Raw genomic sequence first — 25,109 nt, 5'->3', positions numbered from 1 at the left:
AATCGTTGATCTTCAAAAAATCTAAATGCCAATTGCCTTTAAACATTTACTCTATTCGTCCTAAACCAAGTTTCAAACAAAATCAGCAACAATATGAAAAGACTATCAATCATCTCTTTGGCGGTGGTATTCCTTTTGGCCATTCCATTGATTGCCATGCAATTTACTAACGAAGTAAACTGGACCTTTATAGATTTTGTAATCATGGGTGTATTATTGTTCGCTACTGGTTTGATGATCAATCTAGTGGGGACCAGAGTTACCAAAAAAATACATCGATTTGCTTTAATCGTTTTGGTTTTAGGGATTTTCCTGGTCATTTGGGCCGAGCTTGCTGTGGGGATTTTAGGTACCCTCTTTGCGGGAAGTTAAGCTTCAAATCATTTTTTCATACCCTTAAAATTCCCCTAAATCCTCTCACTCCATAGTAAGATTCAGCCCCATTGTGATAAATGAAGACACGGCCGAATCTCCAGTCCCCAAAGATGGCTCCACCAAGTTTTCTGATATCAGATGGTGTTTTGATCCAACTTGAAGTTTTGGAATCAAACTTTCCGAATTCCTGTAATTTCCTGTACTGTTCTTCATCCAATATTTCGATACCCATTTCTCCGGCCATACCCACGGCACTATGGTGGGGTTTGTAGGTTTTACGGGATTCCAAGGCTTCATGATCATAACAGATGCTGCGCCGAGCTTTTGGGCTTTCTGCTGAACAATCAACAAATATAAAATCGCCTTTTTGCTCCTCCATGACTACTACATCAGGCTCCCCTTCTGTCATGTCCATTTCATTCAGTGACCAAAGTTTTTTGGGATTGGCCAACAGCTTCTTTTCTACTTGATCCCATTCAATCCCCTGATGCCGATGCATGTTTTTCTGAAATCGGGTTTTTAAGGTTTTAAACAGGGATTCCGTAAGTTCTTTGGTCAATTCCATATTTATGCTTTAGCTGAATTTGATATAGTACTTCAAATAGGTTATTCCAAATAGCTTTACAAAAAAGAAAATTAAGAAGAATCAATTGGACAAGCAAAGAGGGAAAGGCCTATTTTTTCATGTTAGACAGCAATGCTTATCTCATTCTTATTTACAACCCTATCCCGATTCTAAACCCTGGACTGACCTGCTGGAAAAATCCATTGAAGTAAAGTTGCGGAGACACCGTGATGTGTTTTCCAGCCTGCCAATTGACGCCCAATCTCATGGTATTTGGTCTAAAGATGTCGCCGCTTCTTTTGGTCACTGTACCGAATTCAACGCCCAGCCAATTGGGTTTGTCCCTTTCATTGGACAGGTTTCTTCTGTATCCTATACTGGTAAAATTGTTGATGATTGCGGCATTTTCAGCGTCAAAAGAAAACATCAGATTATTGGAAACATAAAACTGGTTTCTTAAAATTCCTTTATGGTTGAGATGCAGGCCGATCTCACCGGTGATATCGGTCAAAAACTTGTTTCTGTAAACATTAGCCCCTACTCCAGCCTGCAAACTCAACATATCCAGGTAACCTGAAGGCCTGTTTTCGGTCAATTTGGCTTTACCACTTTGGCTGTCGGGCTGATATTCCAGATACCTCAAGTACCTGTCTTTTTCCGGTAACTCACCTACAATTTGTGAAGCAATGCTTGAAAGGTCTGCTTCTAACAATTCATCCATTTCATCAAATCCGATGGTTACCTGTAATCCAATGATGGGGTCGGTGATTATGGCCTGGTTACGGAAATTTTCGGTCAAGCCGCCTTCTTCTGATAAATTGAAACTTTTGATATTGTTGCTTTCAAGTATATCAAGTTGCTTTTGATATCGATATTCTATGATATAAGCAATTTCAGGAACGTTAGCTTTGATTTCTCTTAATCTGGACTGGAAATCAATTAGAACAGTCTGAAGATGATTGTCCTTTGTCAAAAGGTGGTAATCTTTAGTTGTGATAAGCAAATTCAGCTTTTCGTTTCCCTTAAAGAATATGCTGTCATTGGTTACCCCATCTTTTTGGCCAAAGGCATTGTTGAATTGAAACAGGCACATCAAGCCAATCATAAGTTTTGAAATAGTTTTCATAAATAGTTGGTTTAGTTTTCTACAATTTGATATTCAAGGAAAGGTCATTTTGGTGGCCATTAGCCTGACTGCCGTTTCCTATTCTGAATTTTATTTTTCTCTCTGTTTTGGATTTTAGACTTGGTGTAACCTCTTCTTGCATTGCCTCTGAAAAAACCAATTCTGTTATCAGATCTGGACTTTGGAATTCGGGAATTTCCAATGCAGGTATTGCTTGCACCTCCAAATTTTCAGGGACTGAAAATGCATTAACTTCAGGTTTTTCGACTTCCTCTACTGCTACTACCTCCCATTTTGGTTTTGGATGAGTTGTTTTTAATTTCTCATTCCTTTGAAAAGGCTTGGTCGCTGAAGATGCTTCATGGTGAACCTTTTCCTTTGGGCTTTCGGATCCAAAGGTGGTTTGGTTATCGCTTTGGGATATCATGGCCGACAATTCCAAGTTGGCCTTTGCCTGCCATGCAACAAGCTCTTTCTCCTTGGTTTCCAATTTCAGAAACAGAAAAACAGAAACAAGGAAGAAACTGACCGCTGCGGCCATGGCTGAAAAAAACTTCCAGTCCACAGTACTTTTGCACTTGGGTAATTCAATCGCATCCCAAACCCTATCTTTTGCTTGATCGGCAAATTTTCCCTCGATTGTTTCAGCCTCTTTTGAGCCTTTTCTGAAGATTTCATCTAAATCAGGATAATGCATGGCTATTCTTTTTTTTTAATTTTTGGATCATGTAATTTCTAGCTTTGCTGAGCTGGGACTTTGAGGTGTTTTCATTGATTTGCAGCATTTCGGCTATTTCCCTGTGGGAATACCCTTCGATGGCAAAGAGATTAAAAACTGTTCTGTATCCTTTAGGCATTTGTTCCAGTACCTGATGAACTTCCTCCAAATCCAATAGGTCATGGCTATCCTCCCTTCGGAGATTTAAGCTCAGAATTTCTTCCTCTTCCTGAAAAAACAAGGTTTTTTTGCTTTTCAGAAAACGGATGGCTTCGTTGATAACAATGGTATTGATCCATTTTTATAAGCTACCCTCCCCCCTGTTATCAAACTGATGGATGTTTTTGAAAATTCTGGTAAAAGAAATGGAAAGCACATCCTCCGTGTCATGGTGGTTGGCGAGGTATCTCATGGCCACATGGTAGCTGGGCCTGTAATACCTGTCAAAGAGGTACCGCTGCGCAAAGGGGTTGTGCTTTCTGCAGCCTGCTATTATTTCCGGTTCTTCCAAAGGTTTATGTGGTTTTCAAAAATTGGAACCTGAAAATGTAGACAGTCGTTGCCTGAGGAAAAATTATCTTTTGTGAAAAGATGTTAAGGCGTTAAATATGAAAGTGGAATGCAAACCCTTTGGGTCTGATATGAATGATTATTTTAACCCTGGGTAGGATTAGATGCTGCATTTAATTTTGTGTAAAATCTTCTAAGTGGAAATTGGCTAATCGATATGCCCTATCCAACGGGAAATATATATCATTTCATTTCACTTCTACTGAAATTGAGGATACTCAGATGTTTTCAATTAAACCCTTGAATTCAGGAAGTTGATTTATCAAGGATGTTTAATCTGAATTTGATTAAGCTAGGATTGCAATTTGGAAGCTAAGCATGAATTGCTTTTGGTCACTGGGAAGTAAATCTTTAAATTTAATGGAGACATGTCTAGAGCAGAAGCGAACCAAGGACCAAAAGTCGGCAAAGGGGAAATCAAAACCTCCCAAATCCAACCTGCAAGGGTGTTGAGGACAATTGATGCTGTTGCCCTGATCGTGGGCATTGTCATCGGGGCAGGCATTTTCCGCACCCCTTCTTTAGTAGCAGCAAATGTGGATTCGGGTTGGATGCTGCTTTTGGTCTGGTTGGTGGGAGGGTTTGTCTCTCTGGCAGGTGCTTTATGCTATGCAGAACTGGCCACGGCATTTCCCAATACAGGCGGTGATTATCATTTCCTCATGAGGGCTTTTGGAAAAAGGGTCGCATTTTTATTTGCTTGGGCCAGGATGGCCGTCATACAAACGGGGTCAATTGCTTTATTGGCATTTATTTTTGGGGACTATGCAACTGAAATTTATCCATTAGGTCATTATTCACCTGTTATTTATGCAGCCGCAGCAGTAGTATTGCTCACCACCATCAATCTCAGTGGGGTCAAAATGGGAACAGTTACGCAAAAAATGCTGACCATGTTGGAGGTGGTTGGTTTGTTGATGATCATTTTTGTAGGATTTTTTATCTTGTCTCCTGCACCACAATCAGGTCTTATGCCCGGTTCAGAGTCAGGCAGCGGCAATGAATTTGGCTTAGCTATGGTATTTGTTCTGTTGACTTATGGAGGCTGGAATGAGGCTGCTTATATCTCTTCCGAAATGAAGGCAGGGCAAAAATGGGTCGCAAAGGCCTTGATTTTTGGGATTTTGCTCATTACCTCTATTTATTTCTTGGTCAACTTTGCTTTTCTTAGGGCAATGGGGCTTTCCGGTATGGCAGGTTCGAATGCCATTGCCAGTGACCTCATGGGCAATGCTTACGGGCAGACAGGTGTCGTGCTGATTTCCGTTTTGGTGGGAGTGGCTGCATTGACTTCTGCCAATGCCACTATTTTTACAGGAGCGAGGTCGAATTATGCCTTGGGGAGGGATTTCCCGGTATTTGCTTTTATGGGCAAATGGAAAAGCCAATCTGAGGGGCCGGTAAACGCATTTATCCTCCAAGGGGCCATTGCGATTATTTTGGTAAGTTTTGGCTTGTTTTCAAGAAGCGGTTTTGAAACCATGATCGATTATACAGCTCCGGTTTTCTGGTTTTTTCTTTTGCTGGTTGGGTTGGCTTTGTTTGTTTTGAGGAAAAAAGAACCTGAAAAAGAGAGACCTTTTAAGGTTCCATTTTATCCTGTCCTGCCTCTGTTGTTCTGTTTGTCCAGTACTTATTTATTATATTCCAGTTTAGCATATACCGGTTGGGGTGCCTTGGTGGGTATCATTGTATTGCTTATAGGCGCAATCTTGCTTCTTTTCAAACCCTCGATGATCAAATCAGGCGCGGATAATTCTTCTTAATGCAAGTTGCCTACATTGCCCTTAACCTATTGAAAGACCAGATCTTGAATTGACAGCTGATGATTAAATGACAAGAAAATGAAAAAATGCAAAATATTTACTTTGATGCTACTGATCGGTTTTTTTACTTCAGGTTGGGCTTTTTGTCAGGATGTGGTGTATGTTCCCACTCGGCCATTCGTGGTGGATGCCATGCTACAACTAGCCAATGTCCAAAAAACTGACATTGTGTATGACCTTGGATGTGGGGATGGAAGATTGGTGATTGCTGCGGCCAAGAATTATGGAACACGCGGAAAGGGGATTGATATCGATCCAGAAAGGATCGAAGAAGCCAATAAAAATGCCCAAGAGGCAGGGGTTACAGATAAGGTGGAATTTGTCCTGGGTAATCTGTTTGAAGCGGATGTCAGCGAGGCCACTGTGGTGACCTTATTCTTGCTGGAATCATTGAACCTGAAATTGAGACCGAAGTTACTGGAGCAGTTAAAACCCGGTTCCCGAGTGGTTTCCAATACCTTCAGTATGGGAGATTGGGTGCCTGATACGGTGTTGTCTGTGGATGGATATACCATATACCTTTGGACGATAAAGGAATAAGGGGAAATTGGAAGTGTTCACTGTGTTACCTGCCAGCAGAAATGCTTACCTTTATATAAGCAAATCAGACCTTTTGGATACCATTTAATATTATAAATTCATTGGTATTCATTGGTATGCCAGAATTAAACAGGAATTAAACCTTTATTGCCGGGATTGCGGAAATTCCAAAAAAATAAACCCAAAAGTCATGAAAAATCCAACAAACATAAAGCTATTGCTCATAGGGTTGATCGCTGTTTTGGTTTCTCCTTTCTGTTTTGGACAGGATTCAAGGGCGCTTGATCAAAGGGTGGAGAAATTTCTACAGGAAAATAGGCAGCAATGGAAAGACCTCAATGTCCCCTATGTGGATGGCAAGATGATCCATGACATCATTGTGGAAAATAATTACCAATCTGCGCTTGAAATTGGCACCTCTACCGGACATTCCACCATTTGGATCGCTTGGGCTTTGAGCAAAACAGGTGGCAAATTGATCACAGTCGAACTTGATCCAAGCAGACAAAAAATGGCTATTGAGAATCTGAAAGAGGTGGGTTTGTCTGATTACGTTGATTTCAGGTTGGGCAATGCCCATCAGATCGTGAAAGAGGTAGAGGGACCATTTGATTTTGTGTTTTCGGATGCAGACAAGGACTGGTACATTCAGTATTTCAAAGATGTTCATCCGAAGTTGAAACAAGGTGGACGGTTTACCGCCCACAATGTCCTGCAAAATATTAGCGGAATCAGGGAGTATATGGAGTTTGTAAACAATCACCCGGATTATGTCACCACAGTGGACAAAAGCAGCAGTTCGGGCATTGCGATCAGCTTGAAAAAATAGGATTCAAATGGCATCCCTTATACTTTAGATTGATCAAATTTTAAAAGTTTAAAAGGTCCAATACTTTAAGTTTAACCTGAAAATGTCATGGGATTCACAAAAGGAGATAAGGTCAAATGGAAATGGGGAAAGGGCTATGCAGAAGGTGAAGTAGAAAAAACATACACCACATCGACTACCCGTAAAATAAAAGGGTCTGAAGTCACACGGAACGGCTCAAAAGACGATAAAGCCCTCTATATCAAGCAGAAGGACGGGGATGCGGTGCTTAAATTGGAAAGTGAGGTTGAAAAGATTTGAGGACAAGCATATAAATTTATTCTTTAAGATTTTTTTTCCTTGGCTTTAAACCTGTTAGGAATTGTGCTTACTTGGCCAATAGTCAGAAATTTATAATCTACAGTTTGTTCGAGTAGGTTCAAAACCGTCCGAAAGATGGGTCTTGAAAATTATCTTTTTGGTATTTATACAGGGACAAATATCCAGTCAAAGAATTGTTAAATTCCCTTAAATCACTGAAAACGAATAGCTTTAATTGAAACTAACTCCTATTTTTAACTAGGTTAAAACTACTAAACTCCTTTTCCCTCTTCTATGAAAGCCAATCCAAAAAAATCCAGCCTGATCGAGTGGCGGAATGCCCTTGTATTTGCAGTGGTAGTGGCCACTTTTTTCCGTTGGTCATTGGCAGAAGCCTATGTCATTCCCACTGGATCAATGGAAAACTCGCTCTTGGTGGGAGATTATATCCTGGTCAGTAAAATCCATTATGGGTCCAGAACTCCCCAAACCCCTTTACAGGTCCCTCTTACCCATCAGAAAATATGGGGCACTGATATTCCCTCCTACCTTGATTGGGTGCAACTCCCCTCCTACCGACTTCCTGGCTTGAGAAATGTGGAGAGAGGTGAAACGGTGGTTTTCAATACGCCCAAAGACCTGCTCGACCCAACAGATCGCCCAGATGACTTGATGACCTTTCTGGTGAAGCGTTGCGTGGCGATTTCTGGTGATGTTTTGGAAATCAGGGACAGGCAAATTTATATCAATGATGAAGCTATGGTCAATCCTCCAAGAATGAAATTTCAATACCATGTCATCACCCAATACCCTCTTCAGCCCCATCACTTGGCCAATCTCGGTTTGGACGGTGATGACTTTTGGTTTTCAGGATTCAATGATAATAAAGCTATCTACAGCATGTTTTTAACGGAAGATCAATTGGAAAAAATTCAAAAAGCACCCTATTTGGTATCGGTAGAATCCGGTTCAGGATCCCCTGTTGGATTCCCTCTGTTTCCAGCCACAATGAATGACAAATGGGACCTGAACAACTACGGGCCATTGACTTTGCCTCAGAAAGGGTTGAATATAGATATTAACGAAAACACACTGGACTTTTATGGTGAATTGATTGAGAAATATGAAGGCAATAGAAATGTGAAAATCAGGGATGGGAAATTGGAAATCGATGGTAAGAAGGTTGATAATTACACCTTCAAGCAAGGTTACTATTTTATGATGGGCGATAGTAGGGACAATTCGATTGATTCCAGATACTGGGGATTTGTACCGGAGAGCCATATTGTAGGCAAACCGCTTTTGGTTTTATTCTCAAAAAATGAGCATGGTAAAGGATTGGACAAGGTGCGTTGGGAGCGGATATTTTCAAGGATTGAGTAGCTAAGCATCAGGTTACTCGGATGCTTACTTTCTTGATGCCGTTTCTTTTTGTAAAAAATTGAATATTAATTTGCCATTTTTGTGGGCAATATCTTCAGGACCACCCTGAAAGAAATCGACCCCTGAATTACAATTTCATAGGCTATTTCAGCTCTGAAAAAGTAAAATATCGTTATATTAGTTATCCCTGAATATAGGTGTAACTCATTAGGCTTTTATGTTCCAAAAAATTGCTCCCAGGCTACTACCTATTCTTCTTCTACTGTCATGTGTAGCTGAAGACAATATTCCCACCGGAAGTCAATTAATGTTGAATCCCAATCTATCATTGTATCCGGATTCGGTTTTCCCTTGGACAGCACATAGTACCGGAGAAATTGAAGCAGGGGTAAGCCATGAAATTTTCTTCACTGGAAATCGATCCTTGTTTATAGATAACCAGGATAGTTTAGCCTTCGGTTCCGGATCCTGGTCGCAAACCTACACCGGACCAATGCCGGTAACAGGGAGCAGTTTAGAACTCACTGCTTTCGTAAAAGGAGAAAATATCAGGTACTTAAGTACCGGCTATATTGGTATTAGCATTTCCCTTCAACCTTTTCAAGAACATAGTCCAGGTATTAGATCGGCCCATTCCGGAAAAATTGAATTTTTAGAAGGGGATTTTGATTGGACCCCCATCAGACTTACCTTAGAAAACTTTCCTGAAGAGGTTGATGGCATCAGCGTCAATTTGGGATTGGGATTTAGGACTGTGGGGAAAGTTTATTTTGATGAAATTACACTTGATGTAAAGTAGCATTACTGAACGCCTTAAACACTTTAATCCAGTCTTTGTCCGAGGAACTGCCTATGGTCTTGATTTTCTTGTATAAATCGAAACTCTTTTCGATGTCCTGTTCAGAAATTGTCCTTAAATGATTCTTTTTGGCCCTGACGAACATGGCTTTAGTTTACAAACTGAAAATGGGACACCCTAAATCCCAATATAAAATGCCTCCATTTGCAGGAAATGGGTATTTTTGAAAGAACCACCCAAAATTGATGAAGTTTGATCAGTAAGAATTTGGCATTTGCATTTTTTAAATTTAGATTATTAGAGTCGAAAATTGTTAAGCACTGATCTGTTGAATTATCTTTCCACCACTATCCCATCAAATTCATCCAATCTCTCCACATTGAAATTGGCTCTTCCATTCTGATATTTAAATGGAATGTCTTTCTCATTTACCATGCTCCAAATGCGTTTGGGTTTGAAATCAACTTTTACATCAAAGGTGGTTTCAAAAACAGGCAATGGATTAAAGTAGGTATTTCCACTGGAACCAGTAAGGTTGACCAAATGAAGAATCATTCCATCATTGATCTCCTTACCAAAATTTTCAGGAGAATTAAGGGCAAAATGCTGCAAAATCACTTCTACCCTGGGATGGGCATTCGTTTGGATAAGCTGATTCACTTCAGGAAAAACATAATCAACCAAGTCCAACAGGATATTTTTATGCTGTTCGTATCCATGCAGAAAATACAACTTCCCTAAATTGATGGGCATCAGAACTGCCTTACTTTTGTTATGGTTTTTAATCCCAACAGCATAATATCCAGTTGGCTCGTGACCTCCGATAATTTCAGGGGGACCTGGAACTCCGGGAGTAAATATAGGCAATTGGGATTCATCTGATCCCGAAAAATCATAAAGGCCAAGATTGAACTTCCAGAACAAAAGCTGTTGCTGCCTGAATCGGGTAAACAATTCCTTGTTTTCCGGTTGTAGGTAAAAACCTGCCCCATCATGATCCATGTTTTTGATTTTGGCACCGAACATTTCCCATATTGTTTCCGGATGATCTGTAAGGGACCTGTTTGTAGCAATAATGTTTGTGCCGTTTTTGCAAATCCTTTCCAATGCTTCCAATGAGCCACCGTCCAGATTGACAATCTCAGGTAAAATGATCAACCTGTATTTTTTCAAAGATTCCTCCAAATCACCGATCTGACTGTTTTCAATGATGTCATATTGGATATGTGCTTCTTTGAGCATCAATTGGATGCCCCTGTATTCCTGTGCTGCATCACCGGAAGGCCAAGAACCTGGAGCAATAACTGCTATTTGGGCAGTAGAGGTGTAATTGCCAAAATAAGGTTCATACTTCTTGTGATGCGCATAGATTCTCTGGAACACATCAAAATTCCTTTCATCTTCATAATCTCTGAAATCCCCCATCAAACTCAGGTCCAGTCCGGAACCATTGGCGATGTTTTCATAAAGCCGGATGACGACCTCGGCAGGTTCCACGGCATTGTACCTGGATTGAAACGAGATCTGCTGAATGCTGGCATTGCTGACAATATGGTCGGGATAGGAATGTTTGGTATTGCTGACATTGTCAGAAGCATTGTATGGCCAATAGGGCAAAGTATTGGTCTGTGACTCATGCCGGATAATGTCAACATGATCTTCGGAATAGGTACAGATGGCTATTTGTTCATTTTTGGATTTGACCAATTCATTCAACCTTCTGATAAGGTCATCTGCTGTGAACTTTTTGAACTCTTCATATTTCCTAAAAACCGGATCATTTCTATCTTCATCAAGTGGCAAGGACAAACCTCCGCTATATTCGGCAAATCGTTTTTTGTCGTATGGGTTTTGGTCTATACCATAATACTTTCCGATGTAGGGATTCCTCGTCTGATACCCTGGCATATTGATAAAAACCCCATCAATGGGATATAGGTCAATGACTTCCTCTACGATGTTAAAAAGCTGCTCCTGTTCATAAGGCGCATTGATGGAAATGGTATAAAGGTCCTCATTGGTAATATGCTCTCCTTGCGGAGAAATGTAAAACCAGTCGGGATGTTTTTCAAAAACACTCTTGTGCGCCCTACTGAAGTCAAACCTGACAATGACCCGGATTCCATTCTCATGACATTTTTCGATCACGTCACCCAACATATTTTCCTTCATATAAGGGTTGGTATAATGGTATTCCAATTTGGTCGGATAAAAAGCCATGATGCCGCCTGCATTGATAATAAGGGTATTGGCAGAAAAATGGATCAGATCCGCAAGCAATGAATCCGGATCAAGAGTAGCCGCTTCATAAGCAGGAAGGTTGGTTTGGATCACCCGGAGATTATTGGCTTTCCACCAAGGAATACTGTCTGGCCAATCCACCGACTGTGCTTTTACATGATTGGGAGACAAAAAAAACAACACCAATACAATGGTTAAGATAGGCAGGCTCTGTCTTTGAAAATGCGCATTGGTTTGAAATTGGACCATGGTATAAATTGGGTTATGATTTGAAGTGTATGGTTCCAACGGCTTTGGCGTAAACTTCTACAATTTGCTCTTTGAAATATTTTATGCAAAAAACAGGATTTGCAATCCTGATTAAAAACATTCTCTACCGCAATTATAATTTAGTTTCTTTTCTCGCGATTGGAAATTCAGAGAAGCGGTTTTATTCATACCAAGATATTCAATCATGGCATGAATTTAAAACAACATCGGCACAAACTGAGTCAGGTACACCCTCCAATTTCTCCAGATATGCCCCCCTTCCGATTCCACATATTCGTAAGGCATTTTCATGGAATCAAGCTTTGCCCTGTATTCCTTATTGGCTTCAAACAGAAAATCAGTCTTTCCAATGGCGATCCAATACAGTTTGTAGCCATTGTCCATTTGCGTTTTCAATGTACCGTCTATATCCGTGTAAACTTTATTTGTAGCATCTTCCCTGGGCATGATTGCGGCGGAAAACAATCCCATATAATCAAATGTATCGGGATAGTATCGGGAAATGTGCATGGTATGGAACCCACCCATCGATAGTCCTGCAATTGCCCTGTTTGACTTGTCAGCGTGTACCCTATAATTGCTTTCGACAAATTTGATGATATCCATAAAATTTGCTTCAGAGGTTCCGTCCATGGTTTTGGGAGCCATAAAGACAGGCTTGTAAAAGTTCAAACTTCCTTCTCCTGGGGCGGCATCCTGGATGACATTGCCGTTGGGCATGACCACAATCATGGGTTTGGCTTTGCCTTGGTGAATTAGGATATCCATAATCTGGGCCGTACGACCCAATGAAATCCAGGCTTCTTCATCCCCTCCTGCTCCGTGAAGCAGGTAGAGGACCGGATATTTTTTGGAAGAAGTTTCATAGCCTGGTGGGGTATAAATGGTGATTCTACGATCCATTTCCAGCCCCGGCGAATCGTACCATCGACGACTAACAGTACCATGGGGAATGTCCTTGGTCTTAAAATAATCAGCTTGGCCTCCTCCAATGATAAAGATATTGGTCACTGAAGCCACATCCCGGATCAGAAAGGGATTGCTGGGATCTGTGGTGCTAAACCCATCTATGATAAAGGAATAATTGTACAATTCAGGGCTAAGATTCTGACTTTTAAATTCCCATACCCCATTTTCCACCTTGGTTAGGTCCGCTTTTCCAGGTCCATCCACAGTCCCCATTTGCGTTTCCATTTTTACTGTGGGTAGAAAATCTCCGGTTATCTGCACCGCATTGGCATCCGGTGCAAAGAGCCGGAAAGTGACAGATTGATCTTCGTGTATTTCCGGGGATGTGATTTGTTGGGCTCGGAAGATGGCTTCCTGAGCGAAGGTTGGAAATTTAAATACGAGGAGAAAGGATAAGATAAGGAGAAAGCGCTTTTTCATGGGTCATTTTCTTTAGTCAGTTGCTGTAAAGTTAGGATAAAGTGTTTTGATTCCTACATGAAAAGCTTTAGGGATTATTTGGGCATCGCCAACTTAGCTTTCAAACTTTCCAATTCCTTTCTTCTTCCCTTATAGATGCGGTGTTCGAATCCTGAGGCGTAAATGGTCAGGATAAAAAACACAAGGACTCCTGCCAGCACCCAGATGGATTGGCTACTGTCCCAAAGTCCAAGCGCAACAAGTGTTCCTATAGGCACGATATTCCAACGGCCAAGGATTGAAAACCGCTCTTGATAAATGGCCACCGATATCGCATGTTCCAAGTCCCCAAGCATGGTACGGTCAAAATTTTTGCTGGCTCCAATCCTGCGGACCCTACTGGCCAACAAAAAGAAAGCGGTACCAAACATCCAAGCCGACATGAGGTACATAAAAACATTTTCACTCCCTTTAAATAAATTTATACCGAGAACAAAACTTCCGGCAATGATATTGACCACAATCCAGAGCAGTTCACTGGTATTGGTGATATGTTGTCCTACCTCCTTTTTAGCGTGGATCATGTTGTGCATGGCTTGTTCGTTGATGCCGAAAAGCATTTCGTTGTTTGTTGTATCCCAGATTGTTTTCATTTCTTCAAATTTCATGGTTATTGTATGTGTTAAGTTTTGAGATCAGTTGTTTTTTGATGCGGTTGATTTTGACTCCGACATAGGATTCTGATATCCCAAGGATATTAGACATTTCCTTATAACTGAAGTCATCCAATAGCAACAAGGCCAGAGAACGGTCAATTTCATCCAATTGGTGGATCTGTGCATACAGCCAATCCAGTCTTGGATCTATCGGAATCTGGCTTTCCTGCAATACATGCTCGACCTTTTCCAAAGGGTCATGTTGGTGCTTGGTTGATTTTCTGCTCCATTTGATCGCTGTATTCAAGGAAATCCTATAAATCCATGTTACTGGTGTAGATTCCCCTTTAAAGGAAGAAATGGAATGCCAAAGTTGGATGCTGATTTCCTGAAAAAGATCATCCTGGTCTTCTAGGGAATTGGCGTAAGCCTTTACAATTTTAAATACCAAGGCCCGGTATTGTATCAGCCATTTTTCAAAAATCTGTTTTTGTTCCTTTTCCTTCACTTTTGCTGCTTTATGCCATTAGTACCAATATGGTATAAGATTCTTACAAATGTTCTGGATATGGTGAAAATATACCTTTAAGAAGTGAGTTCAGTGTTTTACCCTTTTCTAATCATGGATAAATATTGAGCCATCCTCATTTACAATTTCAAAATCAAATTTACCCCCTTCTAAAGGAAAGCATGTTGTGATTTTGGTTGGTTATAAGGCTTTCAAATTAAGTTATCATCTGGAATAATTATTAATTTATATAGATTAAAATGATAATATATTTTTTCAATAATGGAATGATATAACTATTTATAAATTATATATAACACATATATTTTTCCATTTCATGAGATTTGTATTTCATCAAATTTACCAAAGCCAAATACACCAAGGTTTGGTATCCAAACACGAGAGCAACCAATTGATTGTGGGACAAGTACCCATGAAATGATGTAGCCTACATTCAATTTTTGTGCTTAAGTATTTAAAATATAATGACCAAAATGTAAACTATGATCATTGAAAAAAAAACACCCATGCAACTCGTTTGCTTCTCCCATTTGTCGTGGAAATTTGTTTATCAAAGACCCCAACATCTTTTGAGTCGCTTTACAAAAAAATATACTGTTTATTATGTAGAAGAATATGTATCAAACACTGAAGAAGATGGCTATTACATCAATGTTACGGATGAAAATGTTACTGTAATTGTCCCACATTTGAACAATAGGAAGCAAGGTGAAATCAATGAAGCTAAAAGGGTTGAAAATATACTTAAAAAGCTGTTCAAAGAACAAGCCATTCATTCCTATTTATTTTGGTATTATACCCCAATGGCACTGGCTTACTCGGATATTTTTCATCCAATAGCTATAGTTTATGACTGTATGGATGAGCTCAGTGCCTTTAAATTTGCTCCGCCTGAGTTAAAATCATTTGAACGGGAGCTTTTTAAAAAAGCAGACCTTGTTTTTACCGGAGGAAACAACCTATATGCGGCCAAAAAAGCTCAGCACCATAACATTTATGCTTCCCCCAGCAGCATTGATAAAGCACATTTTGCTGGCGCTAGAAATTACCAAAAGGATGCCTCAGACCAAGCAATCATTCCACATCCCCGTTTAGGTTTCTATGGGGTCATAGATGAACGTTTTGACATCGAGTTGATCAAGCAGGCTGCAGAAGCAAAACCTGACTGGCAATTCGTCTTGATAGGTCCTGTCATAAAAATTGATGCAGCGACTTTGCCCCAAAACAAAAACATACATTATCTGGGAGCCAAATCTTACGAGGAACTACCACAATACCTCAATGGCTGGGATATCGCATTGATTCCATTTGCCATCAATGAATCTACCCGGTATATCAGTCCCACCAAAACACCGGAATATCTAGCCGGTGGGAAGCCCGTAATTTCTACAGCAATTACAGATGTAATCAATCCCTATCATGAATTGGGGTTGGTGCATATCATCCACAATGCAGATGAACTGGTACAAGTTGCCACCATAGAATTAGGTATGATAGATAAGTGTGCGTGGTTAAACAAAGTGGATGAATTCCTCAGTGACATATCCTGGGATGCCACTTGGGGAAGGATGGATGAATTGATGCAGATGGAAATAGACAAAAATCAAAAATTAATTAACGGAAAAGTCAATAAATATGTACGATTATTTGATAGTGGGAGCAGGACTGGCAGGATCTGTTCTGGCAGAGCGACTGGCCTCAAAAGCCAATAAAAAAATCTTATTGTTAGATAAGAGAAATCACATCGGTGGAAACACTTTTGATTATTATAACAGTGATGGGATATTAGTTCATAAGTATGGCCCTCATATATTTCATACCAACAGCAAAGAAGTTTTCGATTACCTAGGCAATTTTACCGAATGGAGACCTTATGAACACCGTGTCTTGGCTAGTGTGGATGGACAATTGGTGCCGATACCCATCAATCAAAATACCATCAATGATTTGTATGGATTAAATCTTTCTCAACAGCAGGTACAGGAATTCTTTGATGCAAAAGCAGAAAAAAAAGATCAGATCCTTAGCTCAGAAGATGTGGTAGTGAATGTGGTAGGAAGAGAATTGTATGAGAAGTTTTTTAAACAATATACTTTCAAGCAATGGGCTTTGGATCCCTCTGAACTGGATGCTTCCGTCACCGCTAGGGTGCCAACCCGAACCAACAAAGACAACAGATATTTTACGGATAAATATCAGGCAATGCCCCTTCATGGTTATACAAAGATGTTCTATAACCTATTGGATCATCCCAATATCCATATCATGCTCAACACAGATTACAAAGATGTGGTGGATGAAATCAATTATAGGACTTTGATCTATTCTGGGCCCATTGATGCCTATTTTGATTATTGTTTCGGAAAACTGCCTTATCGCTCCATCAATTTCAAAAGCCAAACCATCGACAGTGAGAATTATCAGCCCACCGGTACAGTAAATTATCCAATGAGTCAGGCTTATACCCGTATCACTGAATTTAAGCACTTAACCGGGCAAAAGCATGGGAAAACTTCCATTGTTTTTGAATACCCTACAGCAGAAGGTGATCCTTATTACCCGATTCCTCGAAAAGAAAACACGGAGATATATAACCAATACAAAACATTGGCTGAATCAGAACCCAATACGTTTTTCACAGGGCGTTTGGGCACCTACAAGTATTACAACATGGATCAGGTGGTAGCGCAATCGCTAACCTTGTTTAAAAAAATAACCCTGAAAAAGGTGGCACAAGTAAATGGCAAAGATTTATTCTAAGCCATAGATAATGGATAAAGCAAAGAGAATTTCTAACGAATTTTAAACACCAAGAAAATGCCAAATGATAAATCCCCAGTTGCTTCTGACTTTTACAAAGTTATAAGAGGCCAAATTGAATACATTAATAACGGTATCAATGCAAGAGTTATTTGGTTAATCATTGCGATGTCATTTTTCTTCAGTGGTTATGCTATATTGATTACCGGCAACCCGGAATCTGAATTCATGCAAAGACAGCAAGAAATATTATTCTCAATATTTCCATATGCTTCATTGTTAACGGTCGTTATATCCACCATTGATATTATCGGAAGCATTATGTACTTAAAATCTCTTAGACTTAATTACGAAAAAGAGAAAGAAGATGGAGAAGAGTTACTGCCTCCGATCGCAGCTTGGCAAAAGTATTTTATATTGGAGCATGCCTCAGCGATTTTGTTGCCAATAGCATTCACTTTAATATGGATCTACATTATAGTAGCATGACAACAACCGAAAAAAGTTTTTGATGGAACACCAATACCCTTTTCAAAAACCTGAAATTTGGGGTGGTATCGAGTGTACGATTAATCGTATTCAAAACAACTACCTTGACCAATTGGCGCTAGCGGGTCATTATGATAGGGCCGATGATGTTAAATCTATTGCCCAATTAGGCATTAAGGCACTTCGATATCCGATTTTATGGGAACATCATCAACCCAGCAAAGAACAAGATATCAATTGGGACTGGATAGAAAATCAATTAAATGAAATTAAAGAACTCAACATAGTTCCAATCGCAGGTTTGGTGCATCACGGTAGCGGACCTGCATTTACCGATCTCCAAGACGAAAAGTTCCCGTATTATCTTGCAGACTATGCCAGTAAAGTAGCTACAAAATTTCCTGCCCTGGAATATTATACACCCATCAATGAACCACTGACCACTGCTAGATTTAGCGGACTATATGGTTTTTGGTATCCTCATGCTGCCGATGATTTAAGTTTTGCAACCATGCTTATCAACCAGATAAAGGGCGTTGTGCTTGCTATGAAAGCAATCAGAAAAATAAATCCATCTGCAAAACTCATTCAAACTGAAGATTTAGCCAAAACCCATAGCACGCCGTTGCTGAAATACCAGGCGGATTTTGAAAACAACAGGCGTTGGCTTACCTATGACTTACTATGCGGAAAAGTAGATCAAGAACATCCACTTTGGCAGTATTTTTTGTACGTGGGTATTCAGGAAAAAGAGCTGGTTTTTTTACAGGAAAACACCTGTGTTCCTGACATCATTGGACTAAACTATTATGTCACTTCTGAGAGATACCTTGATGAAAATCTTGAAAAATATCCAGCTTACACACACGGTGACAATGGACAACATTGCTACGCGGATACGGAGATGGTGAGGATGGCTGAGCTGAAAGTGGAAGGATTCAGAGCATTGGTAAATGAAACCTGGGAGCGATTCAAGTTACCGATAGCCATTACAGAAGTACACCTTTGTTGCACCCGTGAAGAACAAATGAGGTGGTTTAAGGAAATTTGGGGTGAAGCCAATCAATTGTCCCAACAGGGAGTCAATTTAAAAGCCGTTACTGCATGGTCGCTTTTGGGAGCTTATGATTGGAATTCTTTACTCACAAAAAGCAATCATCATTATGAAACTGGCGTATTTGATATTCAGAATAATAAATTACGCCCAACCGCTGTAGTAAAATTAATCAAATCATTAACTGAAAACAATGAATATCACCATCCGCTCTTGAACCAAAAAGGGTGGTGGCACAATGATGGGCGGCTTGAAGAGACACCTAATCAATCTCCTATTTTAATCATTGGAAAAGCTGGAACTTTAGGCTCTGCTTTTATCAATATCTGCAATTTTAGAAAAATTCCCTTTGTAGCATTTTCAAAAAGTGAACTGAATATTTTTGATTTGGAAAGTATACAAAACGCTTTTGAAAAATATAAGCCATGGGCGGTGATCAATGCCACAGGATATGTAAATGTAGATGATGCTGAATCTGATGCCCAGAAATGTTTTGCCGTCAATGCCACAGCTCCCGGGTTGCTTTCGCAGGCTTGCAAAATATTTGGAATCCAGTTTATGACCTTTTCTTCGGACCTTGTTTTCAATGGTTCCAAAAAAAATCCATACGCCGAAACAGACAGCGTAAATCCTTTAAATGTTTTTGGGCAAAGCAAAGTTTCTGGAGAGAAATTAGTATTGACTAACCATCCAGAAGCCTTAATCATCAGAACTAGTGCTTTTTTTGGACCTTGGGACAAGCGTAATTTTGCTCATTCCATTTTACAGGCTCAGGATCTACTCAACCCCTTCTGTGTTTTGAGTGATGTGGTTGTTTCCCCAACTTATGTTCCCGACTTGGTCAATACAGCGCTTAATTTACTGATTGATGAAGAAAGGGGTATTTGGCATTTGAGTAACCAAGGTAGTCTGACTTGGGCAGATTTTGCTTGTGAAATTGCTCTCCGGGGAGGAATGGAGGAGAAAAGCTTTCAGACAAAAAAACTATTACAAATGAAATGGAAAGCAAAACGGCCACGCTACAGTGTATTACATAGTGAAAAGGGTGTTCAACTTCCCGTATTAGAAAATGCATTGAATCGATTTTTTGAAGAAAAAATTTACTGATAATCCAGAAAACCATGCTCGGAAATAAATTCATGTTCGCCACCGGAATTGAGAATAGTTATCCGAACATTTTGTTGCCGGATGGTACCACCAAGCGGGTGGACGAAATGGAAAAGACGGGTCACTATGACCTTTGGGAAAAAGATTTTGAGCTGGTGAAAGAAATGGGGATAGAATTTTTACGCTATGGACCTCCCTATTATAAAACACATCTGGCACCTGGTAAATTTGACTGGTCGTTTACAGATTTGACTTTTAACCGCCTAAAAGAACTTGATATCACACCCTTGGTTGATCTTTGTCATTTCGGTGTACCGGATTGGTTAGGAAATTTTCAAAACCCAGATTTTCCTCATCATTTTGCTGAATATGCCACAGCCTTTGCCAGTAGATTTCCCTACCTGCAGTTTTATACCCCGATCAATGAAATATTTATCACAGCCATGTTTTCTGCCCAGTATGGCTGGTGGAATGAGCGGCTGAGTTCTGACAAAGCTTTTGTAAACGCATTAAAAAACCTGGCCAAAGCAAATGTCATGGCCATGCATGCCATTTTGAAAATCCAGCCTGAAGCCACCTTTATCCAAAGTGAATCCACAGAATATTTTCATGCAGTCGAACCAAAAGCATTGCCCCTTGCCCGTTTTCTCAATCAAAAAAGGTTTCTGTCACTTGACCTTACCTATGGCTTTCCGATCAATGTGACCATGTATGAATACCTGCTGCAAAATGGCATGACCAAAAGCGAGTACAATTGGTTTGCACAAAACCAGGTCAATGCAAGATGTGTCATGGGCAATGATTATTATGTGACCAACGAACACCTGGTCCATCCGGATGGATCCACACAAGCTTCCGGGGAAATATTTGGTTACTATGTTTTGACCAGTCAATACTACAAAAGGTACAAATTACCCATCATGCATACCGAAACAAATATCAAAATGCCGGCGAGCAAAGAGTGGCTTTTGAAACAGTGGGCGAATCTGCACATGCTCAAGCAAGATGGAGTACCCATCATAGGTTTTACCTGGTATAGTTTATTGCATCAGGTGGATTGGGATTCTGCTTTAAGGAATGATGCGGGAATCGTCAATGAACTAGGCTTATATGACCTTGACCGAAAAATAATGCCGGTCGGAGTAGCCTATAAAAAATTGATTGAGGAATGGAAAGATATTTTGTTGGAAGAAAGCTATGGGCTTCTCTTTCTTCACCAATGATTAACGGGTAAAAATAACATCCTTCCTGATGATGTCAGCTGTATAACTTGAAAACAGATCATAAGGATTCATGCGAGCAACACTTTCCTGACCGGTATCCTCTATACACGGCCTCTCTCTGAAAGGCCTAATAAACGTATTTTCTGTCTCTGAAATTTTTACGTTTCTTCTAAATGCTTTTCTTTTTAACCTTATCTTCAAATTATTCATTTTTGCATAGTTTGATTGTGAAACAGCACAAAACGTGTTGAAAGTAATTCTTCATTTACACAAAATTGATAAATTGACTGTGAAATTTGTTATACAAATTCTGCATATTCTTATAAGATAAAGGGGTCTTTCCTAAGAGACCAAACCCTTTTAGTGCGTGAATTTTTATTGACCAGAGCTGATGGAGTTGCTAATGATTAAAGAAGGGAAGCACGATTCAATGAAAAAATCTTAATGGTAATGGATGAAATGATCCTGGGTTCAACTATTTCGCTGATTAACAAACAAAATCGTCTCAAGAATGACTTTTTTCTTTTTAAGTTCAGAGCCTCGGTAGAGGGAATAATAACCTAAAAAAATGTAAACAAAACCCAATATTACTTTAAAAATTTCGAGTAATCCCACGGTGTCTACCGCTAAAGGAATGAGGCTTAAAATCAGCCACACCGTTCCAAGTATTGCCCAAACAATACTCATGAGATCCATATTAGAAATATTTTTGTCGACCAGATTCAATTGCTTTTGAATGGTTGTATGGTCGATGTCAGTAAGTGGTTGTCCACCGTCAATCCTTTTACCATATTTCAGGACTAAGAATTCAATTAGGTCTTCGTTCATGGGACGAAATAATTTCTTTAAAAATAAAAATTTAACTGGGTTTGGCAATCCGGTCAATCATCCTTCATCTACATATTTCCTCCAATTGTGTTGCTCTTTAAATCCCAGTACATCACGGATTTTACGGTTTGAAAACAAAGCCTCATGTTCCCCCAGTTCACGGGTGATGGGCACGCCGGGAAAAAATCTTTCTGCCAATTCCTTGCTGGGGATAATGGCCCCGTTGTGATCGTTTCCGGCATTGAAAATCTGAAAGCCAAGGCCGTCTTTTTGCAGACACAGATCCACGATTTGACCCAAATCACGGGCATCAATATAACAGAAGGCGTTTCTGCGACGCACTTCGGGGTTTCTGAAATAGTGGGGAAACAGTTCCGCATATTCGTTCGGCTCGATCACGTTTCCAATACGCAGGGCGTAGATATCAAATCCTGACCTTTTTTGAAAAGCACGGGCAGTTTTTTCATTGACCACCTTAGACAATCCATAACTATCCATGGGGTCCACATCATAGTCCTCCTCCAAAGGCAGGGATTTGGGATCGGTTGGGCCATCCGAAAAGCAGATCCCATACGTAGTCTCCGAGGAAGCAATGATGATCTTCCTGATGCCAAGTTTGACCGCCGCTTCAATCACATTGTAAGTGCCGATGGCATTGACCCGAAAAGTTTCCTGGTCAGGTTTGATCAGAATTCGGGGGACGGCAGCAAAATGCACCACTGCATCAAATTTTGGCACCCCATTCCCACTTTCCAACTCATCCAATCCGGCATAGGAACTCATGGCATTGAACACCTGACCGGAATCCGTGATGTCCGCCGTCAGGTTATCCACACCGGGGTAATTCAAAGGAGTCAGGTCCACATTCATCACCCGGTGACCTTGGGCTAGCAAATAGGGTATCACATGCTTTCCTGCTTTTCCCGATCCTCCGGTGAAGAATATTCGTTTTTTGGTCATGGGGGGTTTATTTATTATGAATTTATGGTCATAAAGGTAGAAATATTAGATCACTATGTTTAATGACCGATGAAGGGTTTATGTTATAAATTGAAGTAAAATGATCAAGATTTATCAGGTAACTTATAATGCGATGGAAATGCGTCTCTTCTAATTTTTCATTCCAATTCAATAGAATTTATCGTCATCCCATTTTGCGGGATTGTTTTTAATATAATTCGAAATGCGGTGATTTGATTGTTCATTGCGGATGATGATTTTATAATAATTGCGTTGCCATAAAACAGGCCCTGTCCTGACAACATATTGTTACAAAATACAAACCTGCCTGCGAATAATCGTAACCTTTTAATCGGATAGACCTACGATGGTGGATTATTGGGTTGTATTTATTGTTCATCTAAAATTGAATGGATACCAGCATTGAAGGACAAAATTCTTAAAATAAATATAAGGAATCGGAATTAACCTTTTACTAATCCTTTCTTATATTATTATGTTCTGAGGTGTTGACCTATATCACCAAATCCCCTCCTCTTCCAGCTTTTCCCTGATTTTTTGGTTGTTGCGCCAAAATCTGGATTCTATTTCGTCCATGATTTCTTTGAACTCGGGATTACCTTTGATGTTGTCCAGGATTGGATCCATTGGCAGGAAAAGAATAACCCAAAATTGGATGTTGTCTTCCTTCGAAAACTGCCTGAGGTAATCCATCCCTTTGGCTTCCTCCCCTTTGTAAAAATGATACATGCCAAGGGCAAGATCCCGGTAAACGGTTTGGTTGTCTTTAAAGAATTCCCTGTAACTTTCGATAAATTCTTTTCCTTTTTGTTCCTGCCCCACTTTATCATAAACGATCCCTATGATCATGTGCTCATGGGTGTAGACATCCAACCCCAGCCTCTCCCTAAGCCGGATGAATCTTTCGTAATATTGGTATGCATCCTCATATTCTCTTAGGTAATAGCTGACTTTACCCAGATCCTGCAAAATGTCAAACCTGTTGGTGTCCTTTTCAAATTCCACTTTTAAAAGTTCCCGTGTCTTGCGCAGGTCCTTGTCATGGGCATGAAGGACAAAGGCACGTACATAATGGGAGAACAGGTTGGCAGGATTGACCTCCAGGGATTTGTCGAGATACTCCAGAGATTTGTCAACAAACCCCGCCTGAACCAAAGCATTGCCGAGCCTGAGGTAAAAATAGCTTGCCGATACCGAATCTTCAGATCCCGCATCCAGACGCAGCCCTTTTAAGGCATACTCTAGGTATTTACCTGTATTGGGCATGTAGTTATTGTAATAGTCTGCCAACAAACCCAGGATCTGAGTGGAGTTTGGATTGTACTCCAATCCTTTTTCCAAATAAGGCAATGCTTCCGTATATTCCTTTTTGTGCATGTAATACATGGCCTTGGCCGTGAGACTTTCTCCTAGTTTCGGATCATACAAAATGGCTTTGTCCGAACTGCTTCCGAGCTCATCCAGGTACTGCTTGTCTGTTCTGAAATAATCCAAGAAGTAATAAGCCATTGCGCTGCAGGCATAGGCATGTGCAAAGGTGGGATCCAAATCAATGGCTTGCTGGAAATACTCCAATGACTTTTCAAGATTGGTGTCATTTCCGGAAATCAAGAGACCAACTCCCTGTAGGAATAAATCGTAAGCTTCAGGATTATTTGTGGGGATTTTTTCTATCCGTTGCTTTTCTTCTGGGGAAATAAAAACCTGGATCTCTGCCACGATGTCCTTGGAAATTTCCTGTTGCAAAGTAAAAATATCCCCCGCCTCCCTTCGGTACTGCTTGCTCCAAAGGTGTCTATCCGTAGAACCATCTACCAGTTGGATGTTGAGGACGATCTTGTCACCCATTTTCTGCCCACTGCCCTCTACCAGGTAATTGACATTGAGCTCTTCTGCAATTTCAGGGATGGACTTGCTGCTGTTTCTGTACTTTTCGGCCGAAGTCCGGCTGAGTACTCTTAGGTTTTTTATTTTCTGAAGATTGTTGAGAGTGGCTTCCATCAGGCCATTGATCAGATAGACATTGCTGGAATCGGAACTGTCATTTTTGAAAGGCAAGACCAAAATTGATTTTTCGGATTCTATAGGTTTTTCACCGGCAGCGGGCCAAAGCCAGGTGGCCAATCCCGCCAATGCCAATAGAAGCACAGCCAGGGAAATCAGCAGCGCAGGGCTTCGTTTTTCAGTTTCTTTATCAGGCTCAGGTATTGGAGTAAATGCCTCTTCCAAGGGTCTTTTCCCTACCTCCCCGGGAGGGTACCCGAAATGCTCCCTGAAGCATTTGATAAAATAAGAAGTGCTGTTGAATCCTACCTGATGGGATACTTCTGATACGTTCAGGGAAGTAGTCCTCAACAATTCCATCCCGCGTTGCAATCGGGTCTGATTGATCAGCTGACTGACGGAAAGGTTGGTAGCCTTTTTGACTTTTCTTAGCAGATTGGATCTGCTCATGTTCATGGCCTCTGCTAGCTCAGACACCCCAAACTCTTCCCTTGCAAAATTCTCTTCAATCTTGCGGTTCAATTGATCCAAAAAACCATTGTCCAGGTTCAAAAAATCGCCCATTTGA

25 protein-coding genes are annotated in these 25,109 nt (G+C 40.4%); 12 read left to right on the top strand and 13 right to left on the bottom strand.

What is annotated here, in order from left to right:
* The first annotated feature begins 93 nt into the window (after positions 1-93).
* Complete coding sequence (locus H1A14_RS10930) at positions 94-372, top strand: hypothetical protein (protein ID WP_194776281.1); 279 nt, start codon at positions 94-96, stop codon at positions 370-372.
* Between the two features lie 16 nt (positions 373-388).
* On the opposite strand, the gene H1A14_RS10925 is transcribed toward H1A14_RS10930, so the two are convergent.
* The 5 genes from H1A14_RS10925 to H1A14_RS10905 form a co-directional block, all read right to left on the bottom strand.
* Entirely contained in the window at positions 389-940 is a 552-nt protein-coding gene (locus tag H1A14_RS10925) for a DUF4256 domain-containing protein (RefSeq protein ID WP_194776280.1), read from the bottom strand.
* Between the two features lie 151 nt (positions 941-1,091).
* A complete protein-coding gene (locus tag H1A14_RS10920; RefSeq protein WP_194776279.1) occupies positions 1,092-2,066 on the bottom strand; it encodes a hypothetical protein in 975 nt (324 codons plus the stop codon).
* A 19-nt stretch (positions 2,067-2,085) separates the two neighbouring features.
* Positions 2,086-2,763, bottom strand: coding sequence for a hypothetical protein (locus tag H1A14_RS10915; protein WP_194776278.1), 678 nt, complete (start codon positions 2,761-2,763; stop codon positions 2,086-2,088).
* Positions 2,750-3,070, bottom strand: a complete 321-nt coding sequence (locus H1A14_RS10910; protein ID WP_317174870.1) for an RNA polymerase sigma factor — start codon at positions 3,068-3,070, stop codon at positions 2,750-2,752. Before H1A14_RS10910 ends, H1A14_RS10915 begins: the two co-directional genes overlap by 14 nt.
* A 15-nt stretch (positions 3,071-3,085) precedes the next feature.
* Positions 3,086-3,295, bottom strand: a complete 210-nt coding sequence (locus H1A14_RS10905) for an RNA polymerase sigma factor (protein ID WP_194776277.1) — start codon at positions 3,293-3,295, stop codon at positions 3,086-3,088.
* Positions 3,296-3,722: 427 nt separating this feature from the next.
* Between H1A14_RS10905 and H1A14_RS10900 the strand changes: the two genes are divergently transcribed.
* The 6 genes from H1A14_RS10900 to H1A14_RS10875 all read left to right on the top strand — a co-directional run bounded on the left by H1A14_RS10900 (position 3,723) and on the right by H1A14_RS10875 (position 9,031).
* On the top strand, positions 3,723-5,120 hold the full coding sequence (locus tag H1A14_RS10900; RefSeq protein WP_194776276.1) for an APC family permease: 1,398 nt from the start codon (positions 3,723-3,725) through the stop codon (positions 5,118-5,120).
* A 78-nt stretch (positions 5,121-5,198) separates the two neighbouring features.
* On the top strand, positions 5,199-5,720 hold the full coding sequence (locus H1A14_RS10895; RefSeq protein ID WP_194776275.1) for an SAM-dependent methyltransferase: 522 nt from the start codon (positions 5,199-5,201) through the stop codon (positions 5,718-5,720).
* A 190-nt stretch (positions 5,721-5,910) separates the two neighbouring features.
* Positions 5,911-6,549 carry an O-methyltransferase gene (locus tag H1A14_RS10890; protein ID WP_194776274.1) on the top strand — a complete coding sequence of 213 codons (639 nt, stop codon included), beginning with the start codon at positions 5,911-5,913 and terminating at the stop codon, positions 6,547-6,549.
* An 87-nt stretch (positions 6,550-6,636) separates the two neighbouring features.
* On the top strand, positions 6,637-6,849 hold the full coding sequence (locus H1A14_RS10885; RefSeq protein ID WP_194776273.1) for a hypervirulence associated TUDOR domain-containing protein: 213 nt from the start codon (positions 6,637-6,639) through the stop codon (positions 6,847-6,849).
* Between the two features lie 294 nt (positions 6,850-7,143).
* The gene (lepB, locus tag H1A14_RS10880) at positions 7,144-8,232 is read left to right on the top strand and encodes a signal peptidase I (protein ID WP_194776272.1); all 1,089 of its coding nucleotides are present in this window, start codon (positions 7,144-7,146) and stop codon (positions 8,230-8,232) included.
* 217 nt (positions 8,233-8,449) lie between these two features.
* Positions 8,450-9,031, top strand: coding sequence for a hypothetical protein (locus H1A14_RS10875; protein ID WP_194776271.1), 582 nt, complete (start codon positions 8,450-8,452; stop codon positions 9,029-9,031).
* A gap of 333 nt (positions 9,032-9,364) precedes the next feature.
* Here H1A14_RS10875 and H1A14_RS10870 read toward each other — a convergent pair whose 3' ends face one another.
* From H1A14_RS10870 to H1A14_RS10855, 4 genes are all read right to left on the bottom strand, one after another.
* Positions 9,365-11,521 carry a family 10 glycosylhydrolase gene (locus H1A14_RS10870; protein ID WP_194776270.1) on the bottom strand — a complete coding sequence of 719 codons (2,157 nt, stop codon included), beginning with the start codon at positions 11,519-11,521 and terminating at the stop codon, positions 9,365-9,367.
* Positions 11,522-11,737: 216 nt separating this feature from the next.
* Positions 11,738-12,931: an esterase gene (locus H1A14_RS10865; RefSeq protein ID WP_194776269.1), complete on the bottom strand. Its 1,194-nt coding sequence runs from the start codon at positions 12,929-12,931 to the stop codon at positions 11,738-11,740.
* A gap of 74 nt (positions 12,932-13,005) precedes the next feature.
* Positions 13,006-13,578, bottom strand: a complete 573-nt coding sequence (locus H1A14_RS10860; protein ID WP_194776268.1) for a hypothetical protein — start codon at positions 13,576-13,578, stop codon at positions 13,006-13,008.
* Positions 13,568-14,074, bottom strand: coding sequence for an RNA polymerase sigma factor (locus H1A14_RS10855; protein WP_194776267.1), 507 nt, complete (start codon positions 14,072-14,074; stop codon positions 13,568-13,570). Before H1A14_RS10855 ends, H1A14_RS10860 begins: the two co-directional genes overlap by 11 nt.
* Positions 14,075-14,577: 503 nt before the next feature.
* Between H1A14_RS10855 and H1A14_RS10850 the strand changes: the two genes are divergently transcribed.
* From H1A14_RS10850 to H1A14_RS10830, 5 genes are read left to right on the top strand one after another with little or no spacing between them, the layout of a single operon-like run.
* Positions 14,578-15,807, top strand: coding sequence for a glycosyltransferase (locus tag H1A14_RS10850; RefSeq protein ID WP_194776266.1), 1,230 nt, complete (start codon positions 14,578-14,580; stop codon positions 15,805-15,807).
* On the top strand, positions 15,731-16,855 hold the full coding sequence (glf, locus tag H1A14_RS10845; RefSeq protein WP_194776265.1) for a UDP-galactopyranose mutase: 1,125 nt from the start codon (positions 15,731-15,733) through the stop codon (positions 16,853-16,855). The genes H1A14_RS10850 and glf overlap by 77 nt, the downstream gene beginning before the upstream one ends.
* Before the next feature lie 57 nt (positions 16,856-16,912).
* Entirely contained in the window at positions 16,913-17,344 is a 432-nt protein-coding gene (locus tag H1A14_RS10840) for a hypothetical protein (RefSeq protein WP_194776264.1), read from the top strand.
* 22 nt (positions 17,345-17,366) lie between these two features.
* The gene (locus H1A14_RS10835) at positions 17,367-19,505 is read left to right on the top strand and encodes a family 1 glycosylhydrolase (protein ID WP_194776263.1); all 2,139 of its coding nucleotides are present in this window, start codon (positions 17,367-17,369) and stop codon (positions 19,503-19,505) included.
* A 14-nt stretch (positions 19,506-19,519) separates the two neighbouring features.
* A complete protein-coding gene (locus H1A14_RS10830; protein WP_194776262.1) occupies positions 19,520-20,728 on the top strand; it encodes a family 1 glycosylhydrolase in 1,209 nt (402 codons plus the stop codon).
* Here the strand turns inward: H1A14_RS10830 and H1A14_RS10825 are convergent, their stop codons facing one another.
* From H1A14_RS10825 to H1A14_RS10810, 4 genes are all read right to left on the bottom strand, one after another.
* The gene (locus H1A14_RS10825; protein WP_194776261.1) at positions 20,729-20,938 is read right to left on the bottom strand and encodes a hypothetical protein; all 210 of its coding nucleotides are present in this window, start codon (positions 20,936-20,938) and stop codon (positions 20,729-20,731) included. It abuts the gene before it with no gap.
* A gap of 261 nt (positions 20,939-21,199) precedes the next feature.
* Positions 21,200-21,556 carry a hypothetical protein gene (locus tag H1A14_RS10820; protein WP_194776260.1) on the bottom strand — a complete coding sequence of 119 codons (357 nt, stop codon included), beginning with the start codon at positions 21,554-21,556 and terminating at the stop codon, positions 21,200-21,202.
* 57 nt (positions 21,557-21,613) lie between these two features.
* Positions 21,614-22,516: an NAD-dependent epimerase/dehydratase family protein gene (locus H1A14_RS10815; RefSeq protein ID WP_194776259.1), complete on the bottom strand. Its 903-nt coding sequence runs from the start codon at positions 22,514-22,516 to the stop codon at positions 21,614-21,616.
* Positions 22,517-23,035: 519 nt separating this feature from the next.
* Positions 23,036-25,105, bottom strand: a complete 2,070-nt coding sequence (locus H1A14_RS10810) for a helix-turn-helix domain-containing protein (protein WP_194776258.1) — start codon at positions 25,103-25,105, stop codon at positions 23,036-23,038.
* Positions 25,106-25,109 lie beyond the last annotated feature (4 nt).

Origin of the sequence: Pararhodonellum marinum (assembly GCF_015354735.1) — a bacterium.
GTDB lineage: Bacteria > Bacteroidota > Bacteroidia > Cytophagales > Cyclobacteriaceae > Pararhodonellum > Pararhodonellum marinum.
The sequence above is the reverse complement of the archived record's forward strand: the minus strand, read 5'-3'. Positions and strand labels throughout refer to the sequence as shown.

Coding starts and splice junctions, on each gene's coding strand:
- H1A14_RS10930 (WP_194776281.1), top strand. CDS start 94: ATGAAAAGACTATCAATCATCTCTTTGGCGGTGGTATTCCTTTTGGCC.
- H1A14_RS10925 (WP_194776280.1), bottom strand. CDS start 940: ATGGAATTGACCAAAGAACTTACGGAATCCCTGTTTAAAACCTTAAAA.
- H1A14_RS10920 (WP_194776279.1), bottom strand. CDS start 2,066: ATGAAAACTATTTCAAAACTTATGATTGGCTTGATGTGCCTGTTTCAA.
- H1A14_RS10915 (WP_194776278.1), bottom strand. CDS start 2,763: ATGCATTATCCTGATTTAGATGAAATCTTCAGAAAAGGCTCAAAAGAG.
- H1A14_RS10900 (WP_194776276.1), top strand. CDS start 3,723: ATGTCTAGAGCAGAAGCGAACCAAGGACCAAAAGTCGGCAAAGGGGAA.
- H1A14_RS10895 (WP_194776275.1), top strand. CDS start 5,199: ATGAAAAAATGCAAAATATTTACTTTGATGCTACTGATCGGTTTTTTT.
- H1A14_RS10890 (WP_194776274.1), top strand. CDS start 5,911: ATGAAAAATCCAACAAACATAAAGCTATTGCTCATAGGGTTGATCGCT.
- H1A14_RS10885 (WP_194776273.1), top strand. CDS start 6,637: ATGGGATTCACAAAAGGAGATAAGGTCAAATGGAAATGGGGAAAGGGC.
- lepB (WP_194776272.1), top strand. CDS start 7,144: ATGAAAGCCAATCCAAAAAAATCCAGCCTGATCGAGTGGCGGAATGCC.
- H1A14_RS10875 (WP_194776271.1), top strand. CDS start 8,450: ATGTTCCAAAAAATTGCTCCCAGGCTACTACCTATTCTTCTTCTACTG.
- H1A14_RS10870 (WP_194776270.1), bottom strand. CDS start 11,521: ATGGTCCAATTTCAAACCAATGCGCATTTTCAAAGACAGAGCCTGCCT.
- H1A14_RS10865 (WP_194776269.1), bottom strand. CDS start 12,931: ATGAAAAAGCGCTTTCTCCTTATCTTATCCTTTCTCCTCGTATTTAAA.
- H1A14_RS10860 (WP_194776268.1), bottom strand. CDS start 13,578: ATGAAATTTGAAGAAATGAAAACAATCTGGGATACAACAAACAACGAA.
- H1A14_RS10850 (WP_194776266.1), top strand. CDS start 14,578: ATGATCATTGAAAAAAAAACACCCATGCAACTCGTTTGCTTCTCCCAT.
- glf (WP_194776265.1), top strand. CDS start 15,731: ATGTACGATTATTTGATAGTGGGAGCAGGACTGGCAGGATCTGTTCTG.
- H1A14_RS10840 (WP_194776264.1), top strand. CDS start 16,913: ATGCCAAATGATAAATCCCCAGTTGCTTCTGACTTTTACAAAGTTATA.
- H1A14_RS10835 (WP_194776263.1), top strand. CDS start 17,367: ATGGAACACCAATACCCTTTTCAAAAACCTGAAATTTGGGGTGGTATC.
- H1A14_RS10830 (WP_194776262.1), top strand. CDS start 19,520: ATGCTCGGAAATAAATTCATGTTCGCCACCGGAATTGAGAATAGTTAT.
- H1A14_RS10825 (WP_194776261.1), bottom strand. CDS start 20,938: ATGAATAATTTGAAGATAAGGTTAAAAAGAAAAGCATTTAGAAGAAAC.
- H1A14_RS10820 (WP_194776260.1), bottom strand. CDS start 21,556: ATGAACGAAGACCTAATTGAATTCTTAGTCCTGAAATATGGTAAAAGG.
- H1A14_RS10815 (WP_194776259.1), bottom strand. CDS start 22,516: ATGACCAAAAAACGAATATTCTTCACCGGAGGATCGGGAAAAGCAGGA.
- H1A14_RS10810 (WP_194776258.1), bottom strand. CDS start 25,105: ATGGGCGATTTTTTGAACCTGGACAATGGTTTTTTGGATCAATTGAAC.